General features: G+C 55.4%; 13 protein-coding genes. 12 read left to right on the top strand and 1 reads right to left on the bottom strand.

What is annotated here, in order from left to right:
- The first annotated feature begins 98 nt into the window (after nucleotides 1–98).
- From Mal52_RS12265 to Mal52_RS12250, 4 genes are all read left to right on the top strand, one after another.
- Complete coding sequence (locus Mal52_RS12265) at nucleotides 99–824, top strand: tetratricopeptide repeat protein (protein WP_197534854.1); 726 nt, start codon at nucleotides 99–101, stop codon at nucleotides 822–824.
- A 153-nt stretch (nucleotides 825–977) separates the two neighbouring features.
- Nucleotides 978–1,442 carry a hypothetical protein gene (locus tag Mal52_RS12260; protein WP_197533892.1) on the top strand — a complete coding sequence of 155 codons (465 nt, stop codon included), beginning with the start codon at nucleotides 978–980 and terminating at the stop codon, nucleotides 1,440–1,442.
- A gap of 137 nt (nucleotides 1,443–1,579) precedes the next feature.
- On the top strand, nucleotides 1,580–3,076 hold the full coding sequence (locus tag Mal52_RS12255; protein WP_145376440.1) for a M81 family metallopeptidase: 1,497 nt from the start codon (nucleotides 1,580–1,582) through the stop codon (nucleotides 3,074–3,076).
- A 122-nt stretch (nucleotides 3,077–3,198) separates the two neighbouring features.
- Nucleotides 3,199–4,359 carry an NAD(P)/FAD-dependent oxidoreductase gene (locus Mal52_RS12250; protein WP_145376438.1) on the top strand — a complete coding sequence of 387 codons (1,161 nt, stop codon included), beginning with the start codon at nucleotides 3,199–3,201 and terminating at the stop codon, nucleotides 4,357–4,359.
- A gap of 59 nt (nucleotides 4,360–4,418) precedes the next feature.
- Here Mal52_RS12250 and Mal52_RS12245 read toward each other — a convergent pair whose 3' ends face one another.
- Entirely contained in the window at nucleotides 4,419–4,802 is a 384-nt protein-coding gene (locus Mal52_RS12245; RefSeq protein ID WP_145376437.1) for a hypothetical protein, read from the bottom strand.
- A 467-nt stretch (nucleotides 4,803–5,269) separates the two neighbouring features.
- On the opposite strand from Mal52_RS12245, the gene Mal52_RS12240 reads away from it, so the two are divergent.
- From Mal52_RS12240 to Mal52_RS12205, 8 genes are all read left to right on the top strand, one after another.
- Nucleotides 5,270–6,031 (top strand): SDR family NAD(P)-dependent oxidoreductase, encoded by a 762-nt coding sequence (locus Mal52_RS12240; RefSeq protein WP_145376435.1) that lies wholly within the window; start codon nucleotides 5,270–5,272, stop codon nucleotides 6,029–6,031.
- A gap of 124 nt (nucleotides 6,032–6,155) precedes the next feature.
- Nucleotides 6,156–9,062, top strand: coding sequence for a hybrid sensor histidine kinase/response regulator (locus tag Mal52_RS12235; RefSeq protein WP_145376433.1), 2,907 nt, complete (start codon nucleotides 6,156–6,158; stop codon nucleotides 9,060–9,062).
- A 234-nt stretch (nucleotides 9,063–9,296) separates the two neighbouring features.
- Nucleotides 9,297–11,063 (top strand): hypothetical protein, encoded by a 1,767-nt coding sequence (locus tag Mal52_RS12230; protein WP_145376431.1) that lies wholly within the window; start codon nucleotides 9,297–9,299, stop codon nucleotides 11,061–11,063.
- Between the two features lie 554 nt (nucleotides 11,064–11,617).
- Nucleotides 11,618–12,271 carry a hypothetical protein gene (locus Mal52_RS12225; RefSeq protein ID WP_145376429.1) on the top strand — a complete coding sequence of 218 codons (654 nt, stop codon included), beginning with the start codon at nucleotides 11,618–11,620 and terminating at the stop codon, nucleotides 12,269–12,271.
- Nucleotides 12,272–12,852: 581 nt separating this feature from the next.
- Nucleotides 12,853–13,692 (top strand): PAC2 family protein, encoded by an 840-nt coding sequence (locus Mal52_RS12220; protein ID WP_145376427.1) that lies wholly within the window; start codon nucleotides 12,853–12,855, stop codon nucleotides 13,690–13,692.
- 57 nt (nucleotides 13,693–13,749) lie between these two features.
- Nucleotides 13,750–15,093, top strand: coding sequence for a sulfatase family protein (locus Mal52_RS12215; protein WP_145376425.1), 1,344 nt, complete (start codon nucleotides 13,750–13,752; stop codon nucleotides 15,091–15,093).
- An 88-nt stretch (nucleotides 15,094–15,181) separates the two neighbouring features.
- Entirely contained in the window at nucleotides 15,182–16,837 is a 1,656-nt protein-coding gene (locus Mal52_RS12210; RefSeq protein WP_197534853.1) for a PQQ-binding-like beta-propeller repeat protein, read from the top strand.
- Nucleotides 16,838–17,095: 258 nt separating this feature from the next.
- Nucleotides 17,096–17,980: an MlaE family ABC transporter permease gene (locus Mal52_RS12205; RefSeq protein ID WP_145376421.1), complete on the top strand. Its 885-nt coding sequence runs from the start codon at nucleotides 17,096–17,098 to the stop codon at nucleotides 17,978–17,980.
- Nucleotides 17,981–17,986: the final 6 nt, after the last annotated feature.

Genomic DNA, 17,986 nt, shown 5'->3' with positions numbered 1-17,986 from the left:
TCTAGTTCGCTACATCCCGTCCAGCCACTATGCCCGCAACGAGCCATCCGTATATCGCCGCTCAGTCAACGGAACGTTGGCTTACGCCAGGACGTGGAATGCACGAAGTCCGTGCGGAATTCGAGGCCCAACTGGCTGATGCGGATCAAATCTGCGTTCGGCTGGAGTATGCGGAATTTCTGGCGCATGCCGGTGAGACACAAACGGCGATTCAGCAATACCAGCAAGTACTACGATCTGCAGAATCGGCTGACATGCCGCAACTGCGGGCGATGGCCGTCAATCAACTGGCCTGTCTGCATCGACAGCAGGGCGAGTATGATACGGCGGTCGTGCTGCAACGTCGCTCTTTAGCCATGGGAATTGACCATGCACTCGAAGGCGATCTCGCGGCGGATTTGGGAAACTTGGCTGTCGATGCCATTGCTGCCGGTGATTTATCGCTCGCCGAGAATCTATTGCTGCGTTCGTTGGCGCTGGAAACGGCTGCCAATTCGCAGGCAGGACAAGCAGCGGATTATGGGAATTTGGCAATCGTTCATGGCTTGCAACGGAATTACCGTTCGGCCATTCATTGCTTGCGCCGCGCCCTGAAATTGCATCGGCAATTGAACGACGTCCGCGCAATCGGTTGCGATCTGATGAACCTGGCCGCCATGTACGAAGTCCAACAACGCTGGGACCGTTCCGAGTCTCTGTTCCAGTTGGCCGTACGGGTCTTGCAGGTCGATGATGCGGCAGATCTGATCTCGCGGGCCAAGTCGGCGCTCACGGAGACACGACGAATCCGCCAGTTGCGCGCATTTGATGCACAGCGAAACTAACGGTCACGGCGGAGAACTGCCGTGATCGGCGGAAGAACCGGCAGGATCCCCCCAGGTTTGCCAAACCGACCTATTTTATGGTAGTCTGAGTTCCGACGCGTTATGGAGGACGCTTGATGGCGCATCCAGAACGTTTTCGGGAGTTCTTCGACAATGAAATCGGCAGCACTTCGAGTCTCGGCAACGGCATTTGTGGTCATGACCGTGAGCCTGTTCACCAGCACGGCCAATGCTCAAGACATGTACTGGCGCGTGGGGCCGTCGTTTATCGCCCCGGCCCCGTACACCTATCAATACGGCATGGTCGGCTCCCCGCCTCCATATTACATCTACGACCCCGCTCCGGTCGTTTACGCCGTACCGACTGCTCCGGTCTACGTCCAGCCGGCTCCGGTTTATGTCGAGCCAGCACCGGTCTATACCGAGACGATTCCGGTCGGTGTTTACGATTACGGGTATCGGTTTGATTACAGCCTGAAACCGAGTTATCGGTACAGCACCCGCCATTACCGTATGGATTATAAGATCAAAGGACGGACAGCTTACGGTGCTCACGTGCGATACCGATACAGCTACAATCGCGGTCGTTTGAAAGCCAAACTACGAATCCGTCGCTAGTGGTCTATCAAACCACGAATAGGCAAACTTCCGTTTTGCAAATTGTGAGGGCGAAGACGACACGCCAGCGCGCTACTGCATTCAAACTGTGAGTAGCACGTTGATTGTTACATCTCGAAGTTCGGCAAGGAGGACCGATGCGAATAGTCAGTGGCGGCATACAGCACGAGACGAATACGTTTTCGCATCAACCCACCACATTGGCGGACTTTGAACGTGACAGCGGGTGCGGACCGGACTTCTCCGGGGGGCAAGCGGTCTTTGACCGGTACCGCAATACCGGGACGATTCACGGCGGATACATCGATGCTGCGGATGTGCTTGAGTTCGATTTGATTCCACTGATCTGCGCCAAAGCGCAGCCCTCGGGTGTGGTGGAATCAACCGCGTTTGACACGATATTGAATCTGTTTCTCGATCGCTTATCAGAGACACCGGCGGTCGATGGTGTGTTGCTCGACCTGCATGGCGCTATGGTGACCGCCGCTTGCGACGATGGCGAAGCGCCTTTTATGGAAGCGGTCCGTGAACGGGTCGGGCCGGACATCCCGATCATCGCCACGCTCGATTTGCACGCGAATATCACCCAGCGGATGGCGGACGCTTGCGATGTGATTATTGGTTTTGATACCTATCCCCACGTCGATATGCGGGCACGGGGCCGCGAGGCGGGCGAATTGTTGGTCCGCATGATTCGCGGCGAAGTTCAGCCCGTACAAGCATATCGGCAATTGCCGCTCCTGACGATGCCCCCCATGCAATGCACCCTGCGCGAGCCGATGCAAAGTCTGATGCAAAATGTGTTTCGCATGGAAGACGAACCGGGCGTCTTAACCGCAACCGTTGCAATGGGATTCCCTTTCGCCGACATCTCCGCTGCGGGGGTCTCCTGTTTGGTGACGACCAATAACGACGCCGCTTTGGCAGAAAAAAAGGTGGAGGAATTGGCCGGATGGCTGTGGGATTTGCGCGACGAATTGCAGCCGCAACTCACGCCGATTGACGAAATGATCGAATTTGCCGCGACACACGATGGTCCGATCGTTTACGCCGACGGCTCAGACAACCCCGGAGGCGGTGCGCCGTGCGATGGGACAGTCGTGTTGCGAGCGCTGATCGAAGCAAAGTTTCAGAACGCCGTCGTCGGAATATTGCACGACCCTGAGACCGCTGCACTGGCGCATCAAGCCGGGGTCGGAGCGACGATTGAGGCCCGTGTCGGCGGCAAAACGGACGACCGGCACGGTACACCGATTGAATTACCTGCCTATGTGCGTGCCTTGTGCGATGGTCATTTCGTGCATCACGGCCCGATGAATCAGGGGGTCGTGGGCGAGTTCGGGCCGATGGCGCTATTGTTGGTCGGCGGGGTGGAAGTGGTCGTCAGTTCGAATCGCAAACAATTGCTGGATCGCGAGATGCTCCGCGTGATCGGCGTCACCCCCGAGCATCGGCGATTGATCGTCGTCAAAAGCGCCGTTCACTTTCGGGCGGACTTTGGCGAATGCGCCACACACATCCTCGACGCCGACACCCCCGGCATCCACCGCCCTGACTATGCGAACTACGACTATCAAAATCTACGACGTCCGATTTATCCATTGGACAACGTCACGGTTGATTTCGGTGGCTAGGGCGTTATTTTCGAAAGTGTGCGGCGCGACGCAGATGACTCTGTACGACGACGAGCCATTTTGACCAAATCGGCGTAGATTGCGCTAAAAAGGGTACGCGAAAATCCCCACCAGGAGCATTGATGTCACAGGATTCGATTTGGTTTGCGACGCTCAACGATACAGAGCGGGCGGAATTGCGGGCGTACGCGGGGCGCGAGGTGCTGACCACGCCTGACGTATTGATCGTTGGCGGCGGGATTGTGGGGGCGGCGACTGCTTATTCGCTCTCGCAACAAGGGGTGCAGGTCCAGGTCGTTGAAGCGGGAACGCTGGGTGGATTGGCAAGTGGAGCGAATGCCGGCGGGATTTGGCCAGATCAACAAGGAATCGAGTACCCGGAGGCATTTCGAAACCTCGCGCGCCGTAGTCGTGACCTCTGGGGCAAACTCCCCGCCCGTGATGGCTTCGACTTCGATTGGCGGGTCAATGGCTTCGTGACGGTCGATCCGATGCATTGGGAGACCTCGCCAGAAGACCTAGCAATGCACCTGTTGAGCGAGGGACTTTCGGCGCATGCCATTGATGGCGAACAGGTCAAATTGCTGGAGCCGCATCTGCGGTCTGATATCACTGGGGGCGTGCATTACCCTTCAGAAGCCCACGTTCATCCGGTCAAAGCGGTGTTGTCGTTCGCGCGGGCATCGACGGCACAATTCTCGAGCGAGACGCGGGCGATTTCGATGGACGTCAAAAACGGCCGCGTGCAATCGGTGCAAACCACCGCAGGCACAATTCAACCCGGCCACGTGATTGCCGCCACCGGTTGGATGGCCGATTGGTTCGCTGCCCAGACACCGACGCCCCCGCCGCTGACACCAATCAGCGGGCAAATGATCGCAACCGCACCCCAACCGCCGCTGTTGAAAAACACAGTACTCGGTAAGGCGATCGTGTTTCAATTATTGACGGGCGAAGTCGTCACGGGAGGCAGTATGGTCGAAGGCGATGCGACGACGCCCGATGCACAAGTCACAGCGGATTTTGCCAAAATGGCGGGTGACTTGCTGCCGGCATTGAAGGACGTTCCCTTCCCGCATGCTTGGACCGGTGCGCGACCGACAACCCCCGACCGGTTACCAATTCTCGACCGGCTGCCCGGTGTCGACAATTTCTTGGTCGCCGCGGGACATTTCAAAAACGGCCTGCTACTGGCGCCAATCACCGGCGAATTGATGACCGAATGGACCGTTGCTGGAAAACCGTCGCTCGACCTCACGTCGTTCCGCTGGGATCGTTTTTAGTGGGATCGTTTTTAGCAAAGTCAGGCTCAGCAGTTCACTGAGCGGAAGAAAACCCAGCTTCAAAATCCGCCGTAAAAATAGCCGCCATACGGACCATAAAAACCAGAGCCATACAGACCGTAGTACGGCCAAAAGGGGCCGGGGAACAGGCCCGGTGGCTGGTAGATGGGGGGCGGTTCATAGATGTTTTTGCCCGGCGGCTTAAAATTCCGCAACCCGTACAACCGTTGTCCCTCGGGGATGGGGGCCGTATAAACACCGTGGTACTCTTCGTGGTAAACCTCGCCGGCAGGTTCTAGATACTCAATCTGCGGCTGGTTCGGTCCATAGAGAATCGGCTCATCAGCACGAGCTATTGTCTGTGCACCGGCCAAAATTGCAGAGACTGCGAGCAGCGCTCCGGCAAGCCGTTTTGATCCAGATTGTTCAATGCAACGTAACATGCGATAGCCTAACGCCGGTCCGATTCCTGCGAGTTTTCATTCAAATTCACTACAAGTCGATTCAAAACCCTCTGATGCGTCTCACTGACACTGATCTGAAGGTTTCGAGAACAAGCACAACCGGGTTTTGAAACTGGTTCTAATATCCATCCTACGGTCCCCTCAGGGGCAGGGTCAAGAACGACTTTTGCTCTGAGCAAATTGGCCAGAAATTGCGGGACCGTGTATAAATCTATTCTCGAAGTGACCCAGTGGCCGATCATGTCCGTTTCGGTTCGAACTTCCTACACTTCCTACAAGTAGTTTCAAAACCCTCTGACGCGTTTCACTGATACTGTTCTGTACGTTTCGAGAACAAGCACAACCGGGTTTTGAAACTGGTTCTAGCGGAATTGCGGCGGTATCCCAATCGTCGTTCGTTTAATGCTCACTGAATGTGATGATGAGTTTTTGGAGAAAATCAAGACATGGCAGAGCAACCACGGGGACCATTTTTTAAGCTCGATGGCAAAGTCGCGTTTGTCACCGGGGCAGGGCAGGGTTTGGGCGAAGCGATTGCGTATCGTTTAGCGGCCTGCGGCGCAAAGGTCGGTGTGTTTGACCTCGACGGCGAAAAAGCGGCCAATGTTGCCCTGGAATGTTCTGGTGTCGCACTCCAAGGTAGCGTCACCAGTGAAGAGGACGTCGAACGCGGACTGCGCTACTTGGAAGAACAATTCGGCCCGCCGCAAATAGTGGTGAACAATGCCGGTATCCTCGGCCATATCGGTCCCTGTTGGGATTTGGATGCTGAGAACATGCGTCAGGTAATGGAAGTCAACCTGATCGGCACCTTTCTGGTTTGTCACGCTGTGCTGCCGGGAATGTTGGAGCGAAAATACGGGCGTATCATCAACATCGCCTCGGTCGCGGGAAAAGAAGGCAACGCTGATTTGATCCCCTATAGCACGTCCAAAGCCGCGGTGATCGCGTTGACCAAATCGATTGCTAAGTCGGTGGGCGGAAAGGGCGACATCACGGCGAATTGCATCAGCCCGGCGCTGCTCGACACACCGATGTGGGAATCGTTACCCAAACCGGTGGCGGATTCGTTGGTCGCCACCGTTCCCGTCGGCCGCGTGGGCACAACAGAGGAAGTGGCCGGCTTGGTGCACTATCTGGCGAGTAGTGAATCGAGTCTGACGACCGGGCAGTGTTACAACGTGAACGGCGGACCTGCCAGCGATTGAAACCGCGAGGCAGTTAAAAGCTGCGCGGAGAAAATCAACTGGTGGCTGACGGCATTGTGTGGATACAATGATTGGGGAACCGCCGTTTCTCTGAAATTCGGCCCAACTGACAACAGGTAGGCTCATGGACAACGACACGCATTCCTCGCATGTGCATGGCGAGGACCTTCCGGAACGGGCGGCATTGTTGGCAAAATTGCTGGCTTCGACCAATGATTTGGTTTGGTGCACCGATCTTTCCGGCGACCAACTGTTGTATCTCAACGGCGCTGCTGAGCGGATTTACGGTCGTCCGTTGGCTGATTTTGTGGCGAACTCCCGCTTGTGGCTGGAACTGGTCCATCCTGAAGATCGAGATATCGTCCACAAGAATCTGAGGTTACTGCCGAGGCAGCGACAGATTGAACAGGAATATCGTGTCGTGCGGCCCGATGGGAGTATCCGTTGGCTACGGGATTGCGTCACGGTGATCGACGACGATAATGGAAACCCCTATCGCATTGGCGGAATCGCGACCGATGTCACGCGTCAAAAGCGAGCAGAAGAAGATCTCTCGCAATCCAACACCCAAATGCAATCCGAAGTCGCTGAGCGTAAGCAGGCTGAAGATGCGCTCAAGGGTTCCGAGGGGCTGTATCATTCACTCGTCGACAATTTGCCGATTTATGTGACGCGGACCGACCTGCAGGGACGGATCACATTCGTCAACAACAATTATTGCGAGTTGGTCGAGATGACTCCTGAGGAGTTGTTGGGACGAACCAACCGCGACCTGCATCCCGATGAATACGCTGAAAAATATCGGCACGATGAACTTCGTGTGATCGAAACCGGCGAAGTCTTTATCGATGTCGAAGAGAACCGCCGAGGCGACGAAGTCCGTTATTATGAAGTCCGCAAATCGCCTGTTCGCGATAAGAGCGGTAACGTGGTGCAGGTGCAAGCGGTTTTTTGGGATGTCACGGAACGGCATGAAGCCGAAATTCGCCGCAAACAGGCTGAAGATGCGATGCGGGAAGCCAAAGAAGCCGCCGAGTCGGCCAACCGCGCCAAAAGCGAATTCCTGGCCAATATGAGCCACGAGATCCGGACACCGATGAATGCGATCATCGGCATGACGGAATTGGTGTTGGATGGACAGCTCAATGTTGCGCAACGGGAATCGTTGCAAATTGTCCGCGATTCGTCCGAGTCGTTGCTATCGATCATCAATGACATCCTCGATTTTTCCAAGATCGAAGCGCAAAAGCTGGAACTCATTGCCGCTGAGTTTGATCTGCACGAAAGTCTCGGCGATGCGATGAAGTCGATCGCCATGCGAGCTCACGGCAAAAACATCGAGTTGGCGTATCATATCGATCGCGACGTGCCCAATTTTCTGCTGGGGGACGTCGGACGATTGCGACAAATCGCGGTGAACCTTGTCGGCAATGCCATTAAATTTACGACGGAGGGAGAAGTCGTATTGAATGTCGGTTGCGATTCGCGGGACGATAAAGATGTCGTCCTGCATTTCCAAGTCAAAGATACCGGCATTGGGATCGCAGCGGACAAGCAAAAGCACATTTTCGACGCATTCGAACAGGCGGATTCCTCCTCCACCCGACAATTTGGCGGTACGGGATTAGGATTGGCGATATCATCGCGGCTTGTCGGTTTGATGGATGGGCGTATATGGGTGGAAAGCGAGTTGGAACAGGGGAGCACATTTCATTTTACCGCTCGGTTTGAAGAAGTGACGGAACCGACAAAACGAGCCGTTGCGTTGCCCCCTGAAGCACTCGAAGGCCTGCGTGTGTTGATCGTCGACGACAATGCAACCAATCGACTCATCCTCGAAGAATTGGTCAGTCATTGGGGCATGCAACCACTTGTCGCTTCGGCTGGCGAAGAAGCCTTACAAATGTTGCGCCGTTCCGATGACGACGGTGCCCCGATATCTTTGATCCTGACCGACATCCACATGCCGCACATGGATGGGTACGAATTTGTACGGCGGGCGAAACAGTTGCCGTCTTTTCGAGACGTGACGGTGATTGCTTTGACCTCCGGCGACCGCGCTTCGGATGAGTTTCCGACCCAGGAAATCGGGATCGGCATGCAGTTGAGCAAGCCGGTCAAACGGCAAGAGTTGATGCAGGCGATCCTTGTGGAATTGGCGCTTGTTCCCCAAGAAACGACCGCCGGTTCGGCAACCTCCATTTCGGAAATGGCTAACATCCGCCCGTTAAGAATCTTGTTGGCCGAGGACAGTTATGCCAACCAAAAACTAGCAATCGGACTTTTGAAAAAGTGGAACCACACCGTCACCGTTGCCAACAACGGCCGAGAGGCGCTGGATGCGTTTCAGCGTGATCCGTTTGACCTCGTGCTGATGGATGTACAGATGCCGGTGATGGATGGCTTTGAGGCAACAGGGGCCATCCGTAACATCGAGAAAGACAAGAAAACACCCCACCAACCCCGCGCACGGACACCGATCGTGGCGATGACCGCGCATGCCATGAAGGGGGACCGAGAAAAATGTCTTCAGGCCGGCATGGATGGCTATGTTGCCAAACCAATCCGCATTCCACTGCTGTACGATGCAATTGCGGAGTTTTTTGAGGAACCTTCTGACAGTTCCGCTGCCACGAACACCAACGGGTCAAACGGCGATTCACAAAACAACTCCAGCGGCTGCATTGATTGGGCGGTCGCACTGGACGCGGTCCAAGGCGATCACGACTTGTTGCGCGAAGTCGCTTCGGCCTCCGTGGAGGAATGCAAAGCTTTAATGACCAAATTGGAACAAGCAGTGCAGTTACAAGATGCGACAGCGACTGGCCGCGCGGCGCATACTGTCAAAGGGTTGCTAAGGATGTTCCCGTCGCAACCAGCTGCGCAGATTGTTCAGGAGATCGAAGACAACGCGCATCAAGGTGAATGGAATGGTCTGGAATCATCGTGTGAATCGCTCAAAGCGCAATTGATCAAACTCGGCGCTGAAATCAGCGAGTTCGTCAAAAACGGCACGCTCCCAGGCAAGTAGCATTTGAGATACGCAGCCAAAAATGCTTTTAAGAGAGCTCGATTTAGCGCAAGCGAACAACGCGCTTGTCTTTAAAGACGACCAGCGGTGACCCGATCTTGCATTGACTTTGCATTATCGATACTCTTCGCCCCCTCTCACTCCCCCGACCAGCTAGGGACGGCTGCGTTTGGGCGTGAGTCCCGAGTGGCAATTTGCCATCGGTGGTCCCCTGTCTTGCAAGGATGCCAAGCGATGCGGCACCGTTTTGCCTATTCATTGCTGCTACTTTCACTGTTCGCCACAACAGAAGGCTGTCGGTCCGCCGGCTCTCCCTTAACGGCGAACCCCTTCGGCGCTGAAGAGCAGGTCGCCGAATCTTCCTCCTCTGATAGCCGGTTCATGTCGGCGTTTCGAAAATCGCGTCAGGGCGCGACGACCGCCAAGACAGAACAGCGCGATCCCAATGTGACCACCACGAAACCCTCTACCGAATCGCTGGCCGCCGGTCCAACATCGGGATTTGATGCAGAGACAGAGGCACTCATCGAGCGAAAACTGGCCTCGGCCACGCCAGAGCAAAAAGCTCGCATGCGCCGCGATTTGCAGGGTGTTCCTCCGCATTTGATCCCGCAAATTCTCAACGCATTTCACTTAGGCCAACAACTCGAACAAGAAACGGCATACGGCCGTAACGATGCACAACCTCCGACCGATCGATTGCGTTCCATTGACGCGAATCAACAATATAGCGCGAACGTCCCTCCACAGGGCCGTTTCGCGCCGCAACAACCGGCCGTCACTGCGGGCCATTCGCCGTATGGGGCAGCACAACCTCCGGGGCAATTTCCCGGCGCCCCACAAGGCATTGTGCAAGCCGGTCATGCCCAGCAGGGCCAAGGCAACCAAGCTGTGAATCATCAGGCCGATTGGAATGGCGGCCAAACCTCGGCCCCTGGTCAATCAGCGATGCGGATCGGCGATTATCAACCGCCCGGCCAATACGGCGGCATCACACAAGCAGGAAATGTGACTCCGCAGCGTTCAACAGATCCGGCCGACAATTTGCCGACTTATTACCAACCGGGACAACCGCAACCGGGACAAACGCCGGTCGGTTCGCTGAAACCGGGTGAGTTTGATAACGCCCGCAATTCGCCCAACGGCGAATATGCCGCACAACCGGGACAGATTCAACAAACCAATGTCACCATGGCCAACACCGCACCGCTGGCGCTGCAATCCCCCGAGGACCAGTCGCGTGCCGTGATGACATGGCGGACACACTTAGGGCAATCGATTGGCACGGCGGAACGGGAAGTCGCGCAGTTGCGTCCCGGCATGAACAATGATTCGCCGGCGAGCCGTGATTTTATTGAGAACAACGTCTACCTGCGAATGCTGTACTTAATGTCGGATCAACCCGCACAACAAGCCCGGGCTTGGGAACCGATTCCCGGCATCGATCCGGCGCAGCAGGAGTTCTGGCAATACACGTTGTACGGCATGTCAAACTATTTCGATCGCAACCCACAACTTGTCGGGCCGGAGCGGTATAGCGAAGCGGTCAAATCCTTCACGCGCGCCACCAACAAACTCAGCAGTTTGGCCAACTTGGAAATTGGTGACATCGCGTTGTGTAGCAGCGTGACAAACTTTGGAAACTATAAGAGGATCGAGCCGGAGGAATTCAGTCCGGGACAGCAAGTGGTGTTGTATGCCGAGATCCGTAACTTCTCCACGCGCTTAACGGACGAGAACTTGTACTTGACGACATTGGCTCCGACGATTGAGTTTTTGATTCCCGGCAATGGTCCCATGAGTGGCCGCGCCGTCCAAAACGCAATCGAAATGCAGCCGACGGAGGATCTGTGCAAGTACCCCCGCCGCGACTTTTTCATCGCCTCGCTCTTTTCAATTCCTCGCGATTTGGCGCAAGGTCGTTACGTGCTCAAGCTGACCGTAACGGATAAACTGGGCCAAAAATTCGCAGAGTCGACGTTGAACTTCAAGGTAAAATAGCGCGGCTGTCCAATCGGCGCACCGCTCTGTGAATCGCGCGTGCTGAGTGCGAATCATTCTAGGTACAAACGCCTAGAATTGAGGAAGTCCTGCTAACATTTCTGGCCGTCCCGTAAGAAATAAAATCTGGGACCCCCAAAATGTCGCGCCGTAACAGCTTTCAAGATAGCTAGTTACGAATTCTCCCCAAAGCGACATAATTGGTTGGCACACCATATGCTCTATGTGATCTCAGAACCGTTGACGACCCGCTGCTGACGATCGTGAGTACGAACCGGCATAGACTGGCAGCGAATTTTGGTCACGGAAGATCTTTGCAATCTGCAAGCACAGCGTGAAAGGAACGCGCACACATGAGCACGATGAGCATGATTTCCAGTAACTACAGATCGACTGTCCCGCATGGTTTTGCAAACCCTCCCGTGACGAGCACACCACCAGCAATTTCACGTGATCGAAATTCGTATGTACGAAATTCAGACACAGAACAGGTCTGGCATCGAGGGCGCGTACCGGCTGGCTTTTGGGACGTCGCCGAAAATCGAAAATCTTATATGCAATGGTTAGGACGCAAACTCGGCTTTCACGTCCCGCACGATTGGTATGCATTGACCAAACGCAATTTCGATGAAAACCACGGCGCAGGCCTTTTGGCCTTGAAATACAACGCCTCGCCATTGGCCGCGTTGCAAGAATTTTTGCCGCACGTCCATTGGAAAGAATGGTTGTTCAAAAGCGCACCACAGGGATTTTGGAAAAGCCCTGGGAATCGCCGTCGCTATATGCGGTGGCTAGCGCGGGAGTTGGACATCCGCCAAACTGAAGATTGGTATCGAGTGAGCAAATGCGATTTCCATTCGCATCACGGCGGCGGTTTTTTGTCGAACGTGCATCACGATTCCCCCATAGCCGCTGTGCGTGAGTTCGAATCGGCGTACCCTTGGAAGGAATGGTTGTTTCTCAGTGTCCCCAAAAACTTTTGGAGACGCGCCGACAATCGCTTTGCCTTCATGAACTGGCTGGGAGAAAAACTGCAACTGACATCGCAACAAGCTTGGAAATCCGTTTCCAAACAAGACTTCTATGTGAATGGCGGAGGAGGACTGTTGGCCAACTATTACGGCGATTCTCCGGCGAATGCGGTCCAGGAATACCTCCAAGCCCAAGAACAAAAGCCGTCCGGCTTACGTCCAACGGTTGCCGCTTAAGTCCGCCCGAGGAAACTCGACGCAATACTTTGAATGTGTGACCCCACCTGTCGTTACTGCCACTTTTTATTTGCCGGCTCCCCCACCTCAGCGGGCCAACGTTTTAGCAATGCTCAGTTTGAGCTTACCAATATTGCATTGGTGACACTGTCGGCACTTTAACTATGGCTTAATGACAACTTTTGCGACTGCTGCGTGTGCAATTCCGTATCCCATTGCACTCGCCTTGCCAGAAGCGCACAAACTGGTAGTGCGCTTCTGGCACTGTCGCACTTTCCCCTCTGTAAAAAAATGCGCGGTCGCTGCGCGTTTACTCTCGGGACGTCACGAAATACGGCCCCCGCGTGACCACGATTCGCCCCACGGCGACCTGCAGGGTCTGGGCGTGCGCGCTAACTTTGCCCCGTAAGCATTCCCGGCCCGAAACGCGCCGAACATTCTCGCAATTTCCGTGCGGAACGCCAAGTGTCCGGTGTCGCGATTTTGGATACGACTCGACAGCCCCCCTGAATCACGTTGGAATATCGACGGAATTCGCGGCGCGTGTTGTCCAGAAGGCATGTCTCCATTAAAATCGTGACATGAATGAAAATCCCCTTGATTTAATCCGCTACCACCATCATGCCCAATTAGAAGACGCAACGCTGTTGCTCGCTTTTTCGGGGTGGATGGATGGCGGCGACGTTTCGACCGGCACCGTGCGGCGGTTGGTGACGGTCCTCAACGCTACGCCGTTGGCAGAAATTGATCCCGATCCGTTTTACATTCAAAACGTACCCGGACCGATGGAGATCGCTGCGCTATTCCGGCCGCATATTGAATACGAAGATGGTTTAATCAAGCAGATCCAAATGCCTGAGAACCAGTTCTCCGTCGATGTCACCTCGAACTTGGTGCTATTCGTCGGGAAAGAACCGCATATGCGCTGGCGAACATTTCGTGATTGCCTGTTCGCCGTCTGTGCGGAATTGGGCATTAAAAAAATCCTGTTTGTCGGCTCCTTTGGTGGCGGAGTACCACATACCCGCGAACCGCGACTGCATGTCTCATGCTCGCACGCCGACATGCTGCCGGCGATGGAAAAATATGGCGTGCATCGCACAACGTACTCCGGTCCCGGTTCGTTTGTGAGTTATCTGTTATCACAAGCCGACACCGCTGACTTGCGTATGACATCGCTGGTCGCCGAAATTCCCGGCTACTTAACCGGTGCCAATCCCGCGAGCATTTTGGCGGTGACGCGGCGACTGGCGACCATCCTGGGAATTTCACCCAACCTCGATGAACTGCGCGGCGCCAGTACCGAGTGGGAGATGCAAGTCTCGACCGCTGTCGAACAAGATGGCGAACTCGCCGAAAACGTCCGCCAACTCGAAGAAGAATACGACAATCAACTTCTCTTGCAGGACGAAGAAACGTAACGCTTGCAGCACAATAATCGAACCATGATCGATTCGAACACGAAGAGGAGAACGACGATGCGATTGATGCTCGGTGGAATGCTGTTGTTGATGTGTGGCAGCGCGGCTTGCGCCGAGGAGCGTCCCAATTTCATCGTCTTCATTGCCGACGACATGGCTTGGGATGATTGTGGCGCCTATGGGCATCCACACATCCGCACGCCGAACATCGATGGCTTGGCACGCGACGGACTGCGCTTCGACAGCGCGTTTTTAACCTGCAGTTCCTGCAGCCCCAGCCGATGCAGCATCCTCACCGGTCGCTATCCGCACAACACCGGAGCGTCGGAATTGCATCAACCGTTGCCCGCCGATCAAATCACTGTCGCCCGCCGCTTAAAGGAAGCGGGGTATTACACAGCCTCCGCTGGCAAATGGCATATAGGTCCGTCGGAGAAAAAGAACTTTGACCGCATCCACAACGGACGGGAGAAGGTCTGGTTGCAAGCGATTCAGCAGCGGCCGCTAGATCAACCGTTTTTCCTCTGGATGGCATTTTTCGATCCGCACCGCCCCTATCAAGAAGGGACCATCGACGAGCCGCACAAACCGAGCGACGCGGTCGTCCCCCCCTATTTGCCCGATGTCCCGGAGACCCGTCGCGACCTGGCGATGTACTACGACGAAATTGCCCGCATGGACGGCGTAATCGGCGACGTGTTGGCTGAATTGGATAAACAGGGAGCAGCCGACAATACGGTGGTTGTCTTTCTCAGCGACAACGGACGCCCATTTCCCCGCGGCAAAACCACGGTCTACGACAGCGGCGTCAAGACACCCTGGATCGTGCGTTGGCCGAAACAGGTCACCGCCGGCGGTTCGACAGATTCCTTGATTAGCTCGATCGACCTCTCTCCTACCCTTTTGGAATTGGCCGGGCTGGATGTGGGGCCAACGTTTCAAGGGAAAAGTTTTTCAGCGGTTTTGTCCGATCCGAATGCGGAAGTTCAAGATGCGGTGTTCGCCGAACACAATTGGCACGACTTCAACGCCCACAGCCGCGCGATCCGCACAGCGCAATATAAATTCATCGACAACACCTACACCGACCTGCCCGGCACACCACCTGCCGATGCCGTTCGGGGTGAAACCTATCAGGCGATGTTGAAACTCAGGGCGCAAGGAAAATTGACCGCCGACCAGCAACAATGCTTCACACTGCCGCGCCCGGCTGAGGAACTGTACGACCTGCAAAACGACCCGTACGAGCTGCAGAATTTGGCCAACGACCCGCAATTTACGGCAGTCCGCGATCAACTCCGCGCGAAGCTGAGTCAGTGGAAACAGCAGACCAACGACACTGTTCCCAAAACACGTCGTTCGCCCAAGTTCGATCGCGAAACCGGGGAGCGCCTGCAATAACCAGCAGGCGGGACTTTTCATTTCCCGCTGCAGCGCTAGAATGCGGGGCAGGGCCACTCAACGCTTTGAACGGGGAAACGGAGTCATCATGGACCAGGCTGATGAGAACAGAGCGGAATCCGGTCGTGTGCCCGTAACCGACGAACCTTCTGCTGAAGTCGCTCAAACAGAAAACGTCGATGTCCCGGGACGCCCGAAAGGCTTTCGTTGGTGGCCGGCAGTTGCGATTTTGGGAATTGCTACGGTCGTCGAATCGATCCTCTGGTGGTCGATGTCGGAAAACCGTCCTAACCAGTCGGTCTCAATGTGGCTGACGACGATAACCGTCTCGTTTTTGTTGCTCATGTGGTGGATGTTCGCTAGCCGACTACGCTGGCGCACGCGATTTGTCGGATTGGGCGTGATGATCTTATTGGGCATTGCCGCACGATATTCCGTTCGTGTCGAGGAATACTCCGGCGCGGTGTTTCCCATACTGGCATTTCGCTGGACGCCCACTGCCGAGGAGATTGCCGCCGAATATCGAGAAGCGCATTCCGAAAGTGGCCAGGACGAGAAGAGTGTCCCGATCGAAGAAGTGGTCCCGGCTGAAGGCGACGTCACCATCTTTCGTGGTGCGGACCGCACAGGCCGCATCGTCGATGCCGGCATTCGCACGAATTGGGACGAACAACCCCCGCGAGAAATCTGGCGGCATCCCGTTGGTCTGGGTTGGTCCTCGTTCATTGTCGTCGACGGATTAGCGTTCACGCAGGAGCAACGCGAAGAAAACGAAACCGTCGTTTGCTACAACGCCGAAACCGGGGATGAGATTTGGGCACACACCGACTCCGTTCGTTTCTCCGAAGTCTTGGGCAGCGACGGACCGCGGGCCACACCCACGTACTTTGACGGCAGACTCTATACCCAAGGTGCGACCGGCATTTTGAATTGCCTCGACGCACGGACCGGTGAGTCGATCTGGGCAACCAACATTTTGGAAGATGCCGGCGCAAAGGTTTTGTCCTGGGGTATGTCCGGTTCGCCATTGGTCTATGACGACGTCGTGGTGGTCAATGCCGGCGGCGATGACGCGGGGCTGATCGCTTATCACCGACTCACAGGGGACCGCGTCTGGTCGGCCGGAAACGGGCCCGCTTCCTACAGCTCGCCGCGATTGGCCAACATTCTAGGAGAGCAGCAGCTTCTGATTTTTAACGGCAATGGTTTGTCAGGACACGATCCTACGACCGGCGAGGAATTGTGGAATTTCCCTTGGACGACCGGACCGAAGGTCAACGCGGTTCTGCCCTATCCATTGGATGAGTCGCGCATTTTGATTTCGACCGGCTATGGATTGGGAGCGGCGCTGCTGGAGGTCAAACACGAAGGCGACCAGTGGTCAGCAGAGCAGGTTTGGAAATCGATTCGCCTCAAAGCCAAGTTCAACGATTTCGTGGTCAAAGACGACTACGTCTACGGTTTGGATGAAGGGGTGCTGACCTGTCTGGATCTCAAAACAGGCAAACGCGTCTGGAAAGCGGGACGCTACGGATACGGACAAATCCTGCTCGTCGATGATCTCCTGCTGATCATCACGGAATCGGGTGAAGTCTTGCTCGTCAAAGCCGAGCCAAAAAAGAGCCAACCGCTGGCCCGCTTCCAAGCAATCGGAGGCAAGACTTGGAATCATGCGACCTTGGTCCGCGGCCGGTTATTCGTCCGAAATGCACGCGAAGCTGCTTGTTACGACATCTCAAAATAACGCTGCGCGGCGGAGATAGTCTTCACTGAAGATGTTTTTTGCCATCGCGCGCAAGCTCCCAGTCGCTCCCATCTCAAATGGGCATTCTAAGCGTCTACGGTCTGTAGATTGCCCTCGCCTCATCTGGTGAAAGCGGTTATCCTCCCGCCCCAGATACACTTCCTCATCTCATTCCAATCCACAGAGACAACCGCTCCGCGCAACGTGCGACGGCAGGCGGGATGTGCCCATAACCTCCGACACAAGGAAACCCATCCCATGGCGTCCGTCGCAGACCCGCTCCCTCGGATCGGACCGATACATGTCGTCGGGAAGATCACGTTGGTGATCCTGGAAAACGTGGGAGATGTGACTATCTTCTTTACGAAGATCCTCTATTGGATGACGACACGCTTGCCACGGAAACGCGTACTCCTGCCGAGTTTGTATCAGACCGGCGTGCTGAGTTTGCCGGTGGTGATTGTGACCGGCGTCTTCATCGGCATGGTACTGGCCATTCAGACCTACGATCAGTTCCGCTTGATGCACATGGAAACCAAGCTCGGCGCGATTATCAATATTTCCTTGGTCAAAGAACTCGGCCCGGTCTTGGCGGCCACCATGCTCGCCGGACGTGTGGGCAGCGCTCTTGCCGCTGAATTGGGCACAATGCGCGTCACCGAACAAATCGACGCGCTCTCAGCCATGGGCGCCAACCCGGTGAACTACTTGGTTGTGCCGCGGTTTTTAGCCTGTTTTACGTTGATCCCGCTGCTGACCATTGTGGCTGATGCAACCGGGATTTTAGGGGGCTGGTTTTTAAGCAGCTATGTGTTGGACATCAACAGCCACCATTACTGGCATCATGCGATCAGTTATGTCGGTCCCTACGATCTGTTCTGCGGCATGTTTAAGAGCACATTTTTCGGGGCGGCGATCGCTGTGGTTGCCTGTCATCGAGGTTTCAATTGTACCGCGGGAGCCGAAGGGGTCGGTCGTGCGGCGACGGAGGCGTTTGTCTTTTCCTTCGTCTTGATTTTGGTTTTGGACTTCGCCCTCGGTGCGTTTTTGCAAGCCCTTTATTACACACTTTGGCCCTCCTATGGCGGCGGTGTGGTACTGGACTTCGATCTGATCAATTCGTGGACTCAATTCGTTTCATAAGCAGCC

The sequence above is a fragment of the Symmachiella dynata genome (assembly GCF_007747995.1).
In the GTDB taxonomy this organism is placed as follows: domain Bacteria; phylum Planctomycetota; class Planctomycetia; order Planctomycetales; family Planctomycetaceae; genus Symmachiella; species Symmachiella dynata.
This window is presented reverse-complemented; position numbering and strand designations above follow the sequence as displayed.

Excerpts from the sequence above, each read along its gene's own strand:
- Mal52_RS12265 (WP_197534854.1), top strand. The coding sequence starts at position 99 with ATGCACGAAGTCCGTGCGGAATTCGAGGCCCAACTGGCTGATGCGGAT.
- Mal52_RS12260 (WP_197533892.1), top strand. The coding sequence starts at position 978 with ATGAAATCGGCAGCACTTCGAGTCTCGGCAACGGCATTTGTGGTCATG.
- Mal52_RS12255 (WP_145376440.1), top strand. The coding sequence starts at position 1,580 with ATGCGAATAGTCAGTGGCGGCATACAGCACGAGACGAATACGTTTTCG.
- Mal52_RS12250 (WP_145376438.1), top strand. The coding sequence starts at position 3,199 with ATGTCACAGGATTCGATTTGGTTTGCGACGCTCAACGATACAGAGCGG.
- Mal52_RS12245 (WP_145376437.1), bottom strand. The coding sequence starts at position 4,802 with ATGTTACGTTGCATTGAACAATCTGGATCAAAACGGCTTGCCGGAGCG.
- Mal52_RS12240 (WP_145376435.1), top strand. The coding sequence starts at position 5,270 with ATGGCAGAGCAACCACGGGGACCATTTTTTAAGCTCGATGGCAAAGTC.
- Mal52_RS12235 (WP_145376433.1), top strand. The coding sequence starts at position 6,156 with ATGGACAACGACACGCATTCCTCGCATGTGCATGGCGAGGACCTTCCG.
- Mal52_RS12230 (WP_145376431.1), top strand. The coding sequence starts at position 9,297 with ATGCGGCACCGTTTTGCCTATTCATTGCTGCTACTTTCACTGTTCGCC.
- Mal52_RS12225 (WP_145376429.1), top strand. The coding sequence starts at position 11,618 with ATGCAATGGTTAGGACGCAAACTCGGCTTTCACGTCCCGCACGATTGG.
- Mal52_RS12220 (WP_145376427.1), top strand. The coding sequence starts at position 12,853 with ATGAATGAAAATCCCCTTGATTTAATCCGCTACCACCATCATGCCCAA.
- Mal52_RS12215 (WP_145376425.1), top strand. The coding sequence starts at position 13,750 with ATGCGATTGATGCTCGGTGGAATGCTGTTGTTGATGTGTGGCAGCGCG.
- Mal52_RS12210 (WP_197534853.1), top strand. The coding sequence starts at position 15,182 with ATGGACCAGGCTGATGAGAACAGAGCGGAATCCGGTCGTGTGCCCGTA.
- Mal52_RS12205 (WP_145376421.1), top strand. The coding sequence starts at position 17,096 with ATGGCGTCCGTCGCAGACCCGCTCCCTCGGATCGGACCGATACATGTC.